The 10,888-nt window shown below is 72.4% G+C and carries 8 protein-coding genes and 2 tRNA genes; 8 read left to right on the top strand and 2 right to left on the bottom strand.

Annotated features, from left to right (window positions below; translation table 11 throughout):
* Positions 1-169 precede the first annotated feature (169 nt).
* The 4 genes from AB0B20_RS13470 to AB0B20_RS13455 all read left to right on the top strand — a co-directional run bounded on the left by AB0B20_RS13470 (position 170) and on the right by AB0B20_RS13455 (position 4,966).
* Positions 170-1,258 carry an ABC transporter permease gene (locus AB0B20_RS13470; RefSeq protein WP_357388616.1) on the top strand — a complete coding sequence of 363 codons (1,089 nt, stop codon included), beginning with the start codon at positions 170-172 and terminating at the stop codon, positions 1,256-1,258.
* 92 nt (positions 1,259-1,350) lie between these two features.
* The gene (locus tag AB0B20_RS13465) at positions 1,351-2,403 is read left to right on the top strand and encodes a substrate-binding domain-containing protein (protein ID WP_357388614.1); all 1,053 of its coding nucleotides are present in this window, start codon (positions 1,351-1,353) and stop codon (positions 2,401-2,403) included.
* Between the two features lie 20 nt (positions 2,404-2,423).
* Complete coding sequence (locus AB0B20_RS13460) at positions 2,424-3,629, top strand: Gfo/Idh/MocA family oxidoreductase (RefSeq protein ID WP_357388612.1); 1,206 nt, start codon at positions 2,424-2,426, stop codon at positions 3,627-3,629.
* A gap of 329 nt (positions 3,630-3,958) precedes the next feature.
* A complete protein-coding gene (locus AB0B20_RS13455; protein ID WP_357388610.1) occupies positions 3,959-4,966 on the top strand; it encodes a sugar phosphate isomerase/epimerase family protein in 1,008 nt (335 codons plus the stop codon).
* Positions 4,967-5,116: 150 nt separating this feature from the next.
* On the opposite strand, the gene AB0B20_RS13450 is transcribed toward AB0B20_RS13455, so the two are convergent.
* Both AB0B20_RS13450 and AB0B20_RS13445 read right to left on the bottom strand, forming a co-directional pair.
* On the bottom strand, positions 5,117-6,301 hold the full coding sequence (locus tag AB0B20_RS13450; RefSeq protein ID WP_357388608.1) for an ROK family transcriptional regulator: 1,185 nt from the start codon (positions 6,299-6,301) through the stop codon (positions 5,117-5,119).
* 96 nt (positions 6,302-6,397) lie between these two features.
* Positions 6,398-6,790, bottom strand: a complete 393-nt coding sequence (locus AB0B20_RS13445; RefSeq protein WP_357388606.1) for a hypothetical protein — start codon at positions 6,788-6,790, stop codon at positions 6,398-6,400.
* Positions 6,791-7,060: 270 nt separating this feature from the next.
* On the opposite strand from AB0B20_RS13445, the gene AB0B20_RS13440 reads away from it, so the two are divergent.
* From AB0B20_RS13440 to AB0B20_RS13425, 4 genes are all read left to right on the top strand, one after another.
* Positions 7,061-7,133 (top strand) — tRNA-Asn (locus tag AB0B20_RS13440).
* A gap of 178 nt (positions 7,134-7,311) precedes the next feature.
* Positions 7,312-9,447 carry an MMPL family transporter gene (locus AB0B20_RS13435; RefSeq protein ID WP_357470592.1) on the top strand — a complete coding sequence of 712 codons (2,136 nt, stop codon included), beginning with the start codon at positions 7,312-7,314 and terminating at the stop codon, positions 9,445-9,447.
* Positions 9,440-10,675: an NAD(P)/FAD-dependent oxidoreductase gene (locus AB0B20_RS13430; RefSeq protein ID WP_357470589.1), complete on the top strand. Its 1,236-nt coding sequence runs from the start codon at positions 9,440-9,442 to the stop codon at positions 10,673-10,675. The genes AB0B20_RS13435 and AB0B20_RS13430 overlap by 8 nt, the downstream gene beginning before the upstream one ends.
* 123 nt (positions 10,676-10,798) lie before the next feature.
* Positions 10,799-10,875, top strand: a tRNA-Ile gene (locus AB0B20_RS13425).
* Positions 10,876-10,888 lie beyond the last annotated feature (13 nt).

The raw sequence follows: 10,888 nt of genomic DNA, 5'->3' as shown, positions 1-10,888 counted from the left end.
CGCGCCGGCATGAGCGAGCGACAGCGAGCGAATCATCGACACAGCGCCGGAGAGTCTCGTGGCGGCGCCGCGCGAAGCGGGGCGCCGGCATGAGCGAGCGACAGCGAGCGAATCATCGACACAGCGCCGGAGAGTCTCGTGGCGGCGCCGCGCGAAGCGGGGCGCCGGCATGAGCGACGTGACCGAATCCGCCCTGCCCGCGCAGTCGCCGCCGGTGGAGCGGGCGGAGACCGCGAAGGCCGACGCGCCGGCGAAGCTCTCCTGGTGGCGCGGCGACGGCGGTGAGGGCGCCAAGCGCAACCTCGGCCTGCTCGCCACGCTCGTCGTGCTGGTGGTCATCGGCGTCCTGACCCGCCCCGACCTCTACGGCGACCCGAACTGGGTGTGGGGCAACACGCTCACCATCCTCAAGCTCGCCTCGGTGGTCGGCGTGGTCACCGTCGGTATGACCTTCGTGATCATCGGCGGCGGCATCGACCTGTCTGTGGGCGCGATCGTCGCGCTCGCAGGGGTGTGGTGCACCACTGTGGCCACGCAGAGCTACGGTGCGGGCGGCATGATCTTCACCGCGCTGACCGTCGGGCTCGCCGTCGGCGTGGTGAACGGGCTGCTCGTCTCGTACGGGCGGCTGGTGCCGTTCATCGCCACGCTGGCCATGCTCGTCGCCGCCCGGGGGCTGGCGGCGGAGATCTCCGACAAGCAGACCCAGGTGTCGGGCAACACGTTCATCAACGGCATCGCCAGCACGAACGTGCTCGGCATCCCGCTGCTGGTCTACATCCTGGTGGCGGTGGTGGCGGCGGGCTGGGTGCTGTTGAACCGCACCACGTTCGGCCGCCGTACGGTGGCGGTCGGCGGCAACCCGGAGGCGGCCCGGCTCGCCGGCATCAACGTCCGCCGGCACACAGTGCTGCTCTACGCGCTGTCCGGCCTGTGCTGCGGCATCGCCGCGGTCATGCTGACCGCGCAGGCCACCTCCGCGCAGGCGGCGATGGCCAACCTCTACGAGCTGGACGCGATCGCCGCCGCGATCATCGGCGGCACGCTGCTCAGCGGCGGGCGGGGCACGATCATCGGCTCCCTGCTCGGGGTGATCATCTTCTCCACCATCACCAACCTGTTCGCCATCAACAACCTCTCCGCCGAGGCCCAGAACATGGTCAAGGGCGGCATCATCGTCGCCGCCGTCCTGGTCCAGCAGGTGCAGTTCGGCAGTCTCACCCAGTTCCTCGCCCGCAACCGGGCCACCACCACCTGACCCCACCCGCGCACACCCGGCTGCCGTCGTACCGACGGTGGTCCGGCCCGCCACACCCGAAACCACCCCACCACCTCATCCCAGGAGGCGTCATGAGAACACCGCGCCATGACCTGTCCCGCCGCCGGCTGCTCTTCGGCGGGGCCGCCGTCTCCGCCGGGGTGCTGCTCGCCGGCTGCACCAGCAACGAGCAGAGCCCGACCGAGGCGCAGACCAAGGCGGCCGGTTCCGGCGCCGGCACCGAGCCGGGCAAGAAGGTGAGCATCGGCTTCTCCGCCCCGGCCGCCGACCACGGCTGGATCGCCGCCATCACCAACAACGCCAAGGCGCAGGCCGGGGCGTACCAGGACGTGGAGCTGAAGTCGGTCGAGGCCGGCGCGGACGCGGCGGCCCAGCGCGCGGCGCTGTCCACGCTGATCTCGCAGAAGCCGGACGTGATCGTGCTGCTGCCGCACGACGGCAAGGAACTCAACGCGTTCGGGCTGGAGGCGATGAAGGCCGGCATCCCGGTGGTGAACCTGGACCGGGCCTTCCCGGACGCGCGCGCCTACCGGTGCCAGATCAAGGGCGACAACTACGGCATGGGGGTGGCCGCCGCCACCTACATCGCCGAGCAGCTGAAGGCCAAGGGCGTGAGCAACCCGGTGATCGGCGAGATCCCCGGCATCGAGTCGCTGGAGCTGACCCAGGAACGGTCGAAGGGGTTCGCCGACACGCTCGCCTCGTACGGATTCAAGGTCGCCAACCGGCGGCCGGCCGAGTTCACAGTCGACTCCGGGCAGCAGGCGGCCACCGGCCTGTTCCAGGCTCTGCCGAAGCTCGACGCGGTCTGGAACCACGACGACGACCAGGGCATCGGCGTGCTCGCGGCGGTCAACCAGGCCAACCGCAAGGAATTCATCATGGTCGGCGGCGCCGGCTCGAAGAAGGCGATGGAGGACATCGCCGCCGACAACACGGTCCTCAAGGCCACAGTCACCTACAGCCCGTCGATGGCCTCCTCGGCCATCTCCCTGGCCCGCCTGATCGGCCAGGGCAAGGGCATGTCCGACCTGGTCGAACTCCAGGTACCGAAGGAGATCGTGCTCGCCTCCGAGACGATCACCAAGGAGAACGCGGGCGACTACCTGAAGCTCGGGTTCTGACACACGGGGGGAGACCCACCTTGTCCAGTCACGACAGCATCCTGCGCGTCGGCATGGTCGGCTACGCGTTCATGGGCGCCGCGCACTCCCAGGCGTGGCGCACCGTGAACCGGGTGTTCGACCTGCCGGCGCGGGTGCGGATGGCGCTCGTCTGCGGCCGGGACGAACCGAAGGTGGCCGAGGCCGCCGACCGGCTCGGCTGGGACGGCTACACCACCGACTGGCGGCGGCTCGTCGAGTCCGACGAGATCGACGTGGTCGACATCTGCACGCCGGGGGACAGCCACCGCGAGATCGCGCTCGCCGCGCTCGCCGCGGGCAAGCACGTGCTGTGCGAGAAGCCGCTGGCGAACAGCGTGGCCGAGGCCCGCGAGATGACCGGGGCCGCGGCCCGGGCACGCGAGTCCGGGGTACGTGCCATGTGCGGTTTCAACTACCGGCGGGTGCCGGCTGTCGCCCTGATGCGGCAACTGGTGGCGGACGGGCGGATCGGCGAGATCCGGCACGTCCGGGCGACCTATCTCCAGGACTGGATCGTCGATCCGCAGTTCCCGCTGGTGTGGCGGTTGCAGAAGGACAGGGCGGGCTCCGGCGCGCTCGGTGACATCGGCGCGCACATCATCGACCTGACCCAGTACGTCGCCGGTCAGCTCATCACCGGGGTCAGCGCGCTGACCGAGACGTTCGTCCGCCAGCGGCCCCTCGTGGCCGGGTCGAGCGGCCTGGCCGCGCGGGCCGACGGCAACGGCAGCGCGATGGGGCAGGTGACAGTGGACGACGCGGCGGTGTTCGTGGCCCGGCTGGACGGGGGAGCGCTGGCCACGTACGAGGCGACCCGCTTCGCCACCGGCCGTAAGAACGCGCTGCGGGTCGAGATCAACGGCTCGTGCGGCAGCGTCGTGTTCGACCTGGAACGCCTCAACGAGCTGGAGTTCCTGGACGCCACCCGACCCAGCGCCGAACAGGGCTTCAGCCGGATCCTGGTGACCGAGCCGGAGCACCCGTACCTGGGTGCGTGGTGGCCGCCCGGCCACATCATCGGCTACGAGCACTCCTTCACCCACCAGGCGCGCGACTTCGTCGAGGCGGTCGCCACCGGCGCCGACCCGGCCCCGTCGTTCGCCGACGCGTTGCAGGTCCAGCTCGTGCTCGACGCGGTCACCCGCTCGGCCGAGCGGGCCGCCTGGACGGAGGTGGAGCCCGCTCTGGCCGACGCCTCCGCCTGACCCGAGGCGGGCCCCGTGCGGTCCGCCGACACTCACCGGCACCGGCCGGCGAGGGCCCGCCGCGGTTGCGCCCCGCAGTGGGACGAGGCCGGCGCCGGCGAGCGTGCCGCCGGAGTCCGCCGGCACGACCAGCACGGCCCGCCGGTGGGGCCGGACCGGGATTCCCCGGCCGCGCCGGCGGGCGACCGCGAGGTGGCCGGTGACCCGGCGGGAGGCGCAACCCGCCCGGGAGCAGACGCCGCGGCGTCCACCGGTGCCCACGTGCCGCCTCCGGTCGTCCTCGCCCCGGTCCGCGACGGAATCCCCCATCACCGCAGGGGAGAAGGACAATGGCGCGACCCATCACGCTCTTCACCGGCCAGTGGGCCGATCTGCCGTTCGACGAGGTCTGCCGGCTTGCCGCCGAGTGGGGCTACGACGGGCTGGAGATCGCCTGCTGGGGCGACCACTTCGAGGTGGACAAGGCACTCGCCGACGACTCGTACGTGGAGCGCAAACGGGACACCCTCGCCAGGCACAACCTCCAGGTGTTCGCCGTCTCCAACCACCTGGTCGGGCAGGCGGTCTGCGACCACCCGATCGACGAGCGGCACCAGGACATCCTCCCGGCCCGGATCTGGGGCGACGGCGAGCCGGAGGGGGTGCGGCAGCGGGCCGCCGAGGAGATCAAGGACACCGCGCGGGCGGCGGCGAAGCTCGGCGTACGCACCGTCGTCGGCTTCACCGGTTCGTCCATCTGGCACACCGTGGCGATGTTCCCGCCGGTGCCACCAGCCATGATCGAGCGCGGCTACCAGGACTTCGCCGACAGGTGGAACCCGATCCTTGACGTCTTCGACGAGGTGGGCGTGCGGTTCGCGCACGAGGTGCACCCCAGCGAGATCGCGTACGACTACTGGACCACGAAGCGCACGCTGGAGGCGATCGGGCACCGGGAGGCGTTCGGGCTGAACTGGGATCCGTCGCACTTCGTCTGGCAGGAGCTGGACCCGGTGAACTTCATCTTCGACTTCGCCGACCGGATCTACCACGTCGACTGCAAGGACGCGAAGGTCCGTACCGGGGACGGGCGGCGCGGACGGCTCTCCTCCCACCTGCCCTGGGCCGACATGCGGCGCGGCTGGGACTTCGTCTCCACCGGCCACGGCGACGTGCCGTGGGAGGACTGCTTCCGGGCGCTGAACGCGATCGGCTACGACGGCCCGATCTCGGTCGAGTGGGAGGACGCCGGCATGGACCGCCTGGTCGGCGCGCCGGAGGCATTCCAGTTCGTCCGCCGCCTGGCCTTCGACGCCCCGTCCGCGGCCTTCGACGCCGCCTTCACCAGCCGCGACTGACCCACCCCACCCACCCTCCCGCCCCGCCCTCCGTCCTCTCGCGCCCGCGATCTTGCAGTTGCGGCCCTCCCGAAACGGGAATAAGCGGCATCACAGGGGCCGCAACTGCAAGATCGGCGGGGCGAAGAGGGTGGGGTGGGGTGGGGTGGGTCAGCGGGCGGTGTAGGTGTGGTTGCTGGCCAGGTGGGCTGCGCCGAGCAGGCCGGCGGTGTCGCCGAGGTCGGACAGGACGATCGGCATGCTGCCGGTGGCCAGCGGTGTGGAGCGCCGGTAGACCACGCTCCGGATCTCCGCGAGCAGGACCGGCCCGGTCCCGGCCGGCGCCCCGCCGATGATGACGATGGCCGGGTTGACGAAGCTGACCAGCCCGACCAGCACCCGGCCGAGCCGGCGCGCGGCGTCGCGGACGAGTGTCTGTGCCGCCGCGTCGCCCTCGGTGGCCGCCGACGCCACGTCGGCCACCGACAGCGTCCCGGCCGCCGCGAGCCGGTCCGCCAGCGCCGTCGAGCGCCCCGCCCGCGCGGCCGTCACCGCCTCCCGCACCAGTGCGGCATCCCCGCAGTACGCCTCGACGCACCCGTTGTTGCCGCAGCCGCAGAGCGGCCCGTCCTCGGTGAGCTGGAGATGGCCGATGTCGCCGGCCCCGCTGGCCGCGCCCCGGTAGAGCGACCCGGCGAGCACCAGCCCGCAGCCGACCGCCTCACCCAGCTTGACGTAGAGGAAGTCGTCGAACGGGCGGCCGGTGCCGGCGTGCCGTTCGCCGAGGGCCATCGCGTTGGCGTCGTTGTCCACCTGCACCGGGCAGCCCAGCTCGGCGGCGAGCGTGTCGCGTACCGGGAAGCGGTGCCAGCCGGGCAGGGCCGGCGCGGACACCGGCGTGCCGTCGCGGACCTCGACCGGCGCGGGCAGCGCGACGCCGACGCCGGTGAGTGACGTCAGTCCCGCCTCGACGCGAAGCTTGCCGAGCAGTTCGGCGACGCGCCCGACCACCACGTCCGGGCCGAGCCGCACGTCCACCGGTTCGTCGTGCCGGGCGAGCGGGTTCAGTTCGCCGTCGGTGAGCGCGACCCGCAGGACGCCGCCGCCGACGAGTACCGCGCCGAACCGGACCTGCGCGCCGACGCGCAGCAGCGACGAGCGGCGTCCGCCTCGCGACGCGGCCGGTCCGGCGCCCTCCACCAGGCCGAGCGCGGTCAGCCGCTCCACCTCGGCGGCGAACCGGGCCCGGGGCAGGCCGAGCAGGTCGGCCAGCTCGACCCGGGAGCGTGGACCGTCGTCGCGCAGCAGGCGCAGCAGCCGCGCCTGATCCACCGTCTCCGGTCCGACCATCGGCATGCGGCCACCTCCCCACCGAGAATGTGCCACACCCGGGCCCAGGCGCACGGAATCGGGCCGGTCACCCGGAGGTGACCGGCCCGCTGTCCGCTGTTGTCAGAGCGTGTTGCCGGTGCTGGACGGCTTGGTGCTCGTGCCGGTCGTGCTGGTCGAGCCGGACGTGCTGGTCGAGGCCGTGCCGTTGGCGCTGCGGCTGCCGACCGAGGCCGGCGTGCCGGCGAACGGCTTGTCGGCGTCGGTCATGCCCGGCTTGCCGCCGTTGCCGGTGGCGAGCTTCTCACCGATCTTGGTCTGTCCCAGCTTGTCCTTGCCCTCCGAGTAGAGCCGGTTCGCCTGGGCCTGCGCGACCCCGGCCGCCTCCTGGACGGTCGGGTGGTCGAGCACCTTGCGCCCGCGGACCACCAGCTCCTCGTACTTCTCCCGGCCGGCACGGGCGCCCAGGACGAATCCCGCAGCCAGCCCGCCAAGAAACATGATCTTTCCGCGCATGGCGGCTCCTTCCGTACCTGACGCTCTCGCCGGTTTCCCGCCAGCTCGGCGGAACGACCGTCTCGCGCCTGCGTTCTCTGTCGACGGCTAACTACCCATCCTGCTCTCCGCTCATGCCTCCCTGTGCCGAGATGACGATTTGTCCGGAATCCTGGCGCGTCCGCCCGGTCGGGTCCTCCTCCGGTAACCCCCTGGCGCACCACCCCCCGATGTCCTGTACTCTTGTCCCCGTCGCACGGAGCGGAGAGATCCGCACCGAGCGGTGCACGGTCCCCTGTAGCTCAATTGGCAGAGCAGCCGGCTGTTAACCGGCAGGTTATTGGTTCGAGTCCAATCGGGGGAGCTTCGATCCACGTCACGCCCGTCGGCATCGCCGGCGGGCGTTCGTCGTTCCGGTGGCCCCGGCGATGCGCCCGGCTGCCCGGTTTCCGCCCCCGAGTCCTCGTTCGCCCGGCAGGATGGTCGGCGTCGACTTAGACTCCCGCTGCGTCGATTGATGCGTCGATTCGAGGACGGTGGAGATGGCCGCAGGACGCAGCCGCTGGACCGCGACGCTGATCGCGGTGGCGGTGGTGCTCGGGTGGCTGATCGTCGGCGGCATCGCCGGCCCCTACTCCGGCAAGCTCGGCGAGGTCTCCACAAACGACAACGCCTCCTTCCTGCCGGCCGACGCCGAGTCCACCCGGGCGCAGGACCTGGCCGGCGGATTCGTCGACCGCGAGACCACCCCGGCACTCGTGGTCTACGAACGACCCGGCGGCCTCACCCCGGCCGACCAGCAGCGCATCCAGGCCGACGCGGCCCGCTTCGCCGAGGTGCCGGGCGTGGTCGGCCCGCTGCCGCCACCGGTCGTCAGCCAGGACAAGCAGGCCGCCCAGGTGATCGTGCCGATCGACAGCGCCGAGGGCGAACAGATCCGGTCCGTGGTGCAACGCCTGCGCGACATCGCCGGCCCGGACCGCGACGGGCTCACCGTCGACGTGGCCGGACCCGCCGGGCTGCTCGGCGACCTGATCGAGGTGTTCAGCGCGATCGACGGGCCGCTGCTGCTCGTCACGCTGACAGTGGTGCTTGTCATCCTGCTCGTCGTCTACCGCAGCCCGGTCCTCTGGATCTTCCCGCTGCTGGCCGCCGGGATGTCGTACTCGCTCGCCGCCGTCTTCGTCTACCTGCTCGCCGACCACGACATCGTCAAGCTCAACGGGCAGGCGCAGGGCATCCTCACCGTGCTCGTCTTCGGCGCCGGCACCGACTACGCGCTGCTGCTCATCGCCCGCTACCGGGAGGAACTGCACCGGTACGAGCGGCCCTGGGACGCGATGCGGGCCGCCTGGAAGGGCGCCGCCCCGGCCGTCATCGCCTCCGGCGCCACAGTCATCGTCAGCCTGCTCTGCCTGCTGCTGTCCAGCCTCAACTCCAACCGGGCGCTCGGCCCGGTCAGCGCCGTCGGCATCGCCGCCACGCTGCTGGTGATGCTCACGTTCCTGCCCGCGCTGCTCGTCCTCGGCGGCCGGTGGGCGTTCTGGCCCCGGCGACCCCGCTACGACCAGGCCGACCCGCGCACCGAGCACGGCATCTGGGGGCGGATCGCCGGGTTCGTGGCGCGCCGCGCGCGTACCGTCTGGGCCGTCACCGCCGTGGTGCTCGCCGCCCTCGCGATCGGGGTGACCCAGCTCGGCGCCACCACGCTCGGCCAGTCCCAGCTGTTCACCCAGCGCACCGACTCGGTGGCCGGGCAGGAGGTCATCGACAGGCACTTCCCGGCCGGCACCGGCAGCCCCGCCCTCATCTTCACCACCCAGGCCACCGCCCGGCAGGTCGCCCAGGTGGCGCAGGGCGTACCGGGAGTCGCCTCGGTGCTGCCGCTCGGCGAGCGGGGCGAGAACGCGCCGCCCGACCCGAACGCGCCCCCCAAGGTGGTCGACGGCCGGGTGCAGCTCGACGTCACGCTCGCCGACCCGCCGGACAGCAACGGCGCCGAACGCACCATCCGCGACCTGCGCGAGGCGGTGCACCGGGTACCCGGCGCCGACGCCGTGGTCGGCGGCTTCACCGCGATCAACGTGGACACCGCCGACGCCTCGGTACGCGACCGCGACGTCATCATCCCGGTGGTGCTGCTGGTCATCGCGGTCATCCTGGCCCTGCTGCTGCGCGCCCTGGTCGCCCCGGTGCTGCTGATCGCCACAGTGGTGCTGTCGTTCCTGGCCACGCTCGGCCTGTGCGCGCTGCTGTTCCGATACGTCTTCGACTTCCCCGGCGTCGACCAGTCGTTCCCGCTGTTCGCGTTCGTGTTCCTGGTCGCGCTCGGCATCGACTACAACATCTTCCTGATGAGCCGGGTCCGCGAGGAGTCGGTACGCCGCGGCACCCGCGCCGGAGTGCTCGCCGGACTGGCCGTCACCGGGGGCGTCATCACCTCCGCCGGCATCGTGCTCGCCGCCACGTTCTCCGCGCTCGCCGTCCTGCCGCTCGTGGTGCTCGTCGAGCTGGGCGTGGCGGTGGCCGTCGGCGTACTCCTGGACACCATCGTGGTCCGCTCGCTGCTGGTGCCCGCGCTCGCGTACGACATCGGGCCGAAGGTCTGGTGGCCGGGCCGGTTGTCGCGGTCGCACCGTGAGGGCGACCGCGCCGGGGCGGGGGTGGACCGTGCCTGACACGGACGTGGTGGTCGTCGGCGGCGGCCTGGCCGGTCTCGCCGCCGCCCGGCGGCTGCACCGCGCCGGTGTGCCGTGGCGGCTGCTGGAGGCGGGCGACCGGCTCGGCGGGCGGGTCGCCACCGACCGCGTCGACGGGTTCCTGCTGGACCGGGGCTTCCAGGTGCTCAACACCGCGTACCCGCGGCTCGGCGGCCTGGTCGACCTCGACGCGCTCGACCTGGGCTGGTTCACCTCCGGGGTGCTGGTGCGTCGCGGCGACCGGCTGGAACGCCTGGTCAACCCGTTGCGCGAACCCAGCGGCGCGCCCGGCACGCTCACCGCCGGAATCGGGTCGCTGACCGACAGGTTGCGGTTCGCCGCGCTCGCCGCCGGCTACGCGACGGTGCCGGTCGGGCGGCTGCTCGGCACGCCCGAGACCACCGCCGAGAAGGCGCTGCGCCGGACCGGGCTCTCCGACGCGATCATCGAGGAACTGCTCCGGCCGTTCCTGTCCGGCGTGCTGCTCGACCGTGAGCTGGCCACCTCCAGCCACGTCCTCGCGGTCGTCATGCGCTCCTTCGCCCGGGGGAGGATCGGCCTCCCGGCGGACGGGATGCAGGCGCTGCCCAGGGCGCTCGCCGCGCCGCTGCCCGCCGAACTGATCGAGCTGAACACCCCGGTCACCCAGGTCGGCCCCGGCCGGGTCCGCACCCCGTCCGGCGAGATCACCGCCCGCGCCGTCGTGGTCGCCGTCGACCCACCGGCGGCGGCCACGCTGCTGCCAGGTCTTCCTCGGGTACGCATGCACGCCTACACCACCTACTACCACAGCACCGGCACGGCGCCCCTGGACGAGCCGATCCTGCTGCTCGACGGCGACCGGCGCGAAATGATCGCCAACACGGTGGTGGTGAGCCGGGCCGCGCCCACGTACGCGCCGGACGGCCGGCACCTCATCGCCACGTCGGTGGTCGGCCCGCAGGCCCCGCCCGAACCGGTGATCCGGCGCGAACTGGACCGCCTCTACGGCCGCTCCACCGCCGACTGGACCCACCTCACCACAGTCGCCGTGCCGGACGCGCTCCCCGCCGCCCCGCCACCGCAGGGCCGGCTGCGCAAGCCGGTCGCGCTCGGCGACGGCCAGTACGTGGCCGGGGACCACCGCGACAGCCCGTCCATCCAGGGCGCGCTCGCCAGCGGATGGCGTACGGCCGGTGCCGTGGTGGCCGACCTGCGGGGCGCGTGACGCGTTGGTGGGCGGGTTGCGCGTTGTTATCCTCGCGTTGCCCATCGTGCTGTCGCGGCAGACTTCCGCCCGGTGGGTGGTGGTCCGGGCAACGATCGGCGGGTTACGATCCGGCGCGGTCACGGGGCGGTAGCTCAGCCGGTTAGAGCAGGGGACTCATAATCCCTCGGTCGCGGGTTCGAACCCCGCCCGCCCCACCAGCCGTTTTCCCAG

Origin of the sequence: Micromonospora sp. NPDC049151 (genome assembly GCF_040648395.1) — a bacterium.
Classification (GTDB): domain Bacteria; phylum Actinomycetota; class Actinomycetes; order Mycobacteriales; family Micromonosporaceae; genus Micromonospora.
This window is presented reverse-complemented; position numbering and strand designations above follow the sequence as displayed.

Coding starts and splice junctions, on each gene's coding strand:
- AB0B20_RS13470 (WP_357388616.1), top strand. CDS start 170: ATGAGCGACGTGACCGAATCCGCCCTGCCCGCGCAGTCGCCGCCGGTG.
- AB0B20_RS13465 (WP_357388614.1), top strand. CDS start 1,351: ATGAGAACACCGCGCCATGACCTGTCCCGCCGCCGGCTGCTCTTCGGC.
- AB0B20_RS13455 (WP_357388610.1), top strand. CDS start 3,959: ATGGCGCGACCCATCACGCTCTTCACCGGCCAGTGGGCCGATCTGCCG.
- AB0B20_RS13450 (WP_357388608.1), bottom strand. CDS start 6,301: ATGCCGATGGTCGGACCGGAGACGGTGGATCAGGCGCGGCTGCTGCGC.
- AB0B20_RS13445 (WP_357388606.1), bottom strand. CDS start 6,790: ATGCGCGGAAAGATCATGTTTCTTGGCGGGCTGGCTGCGGGATTCGTC.
- AB0B20_RS13435 (WP_357470592.1), top strand. CDS start 7,312: ATGGCCGCAGGACGCAGCCGCTGGACCGCGACGCTGATCGCGGTGGCG.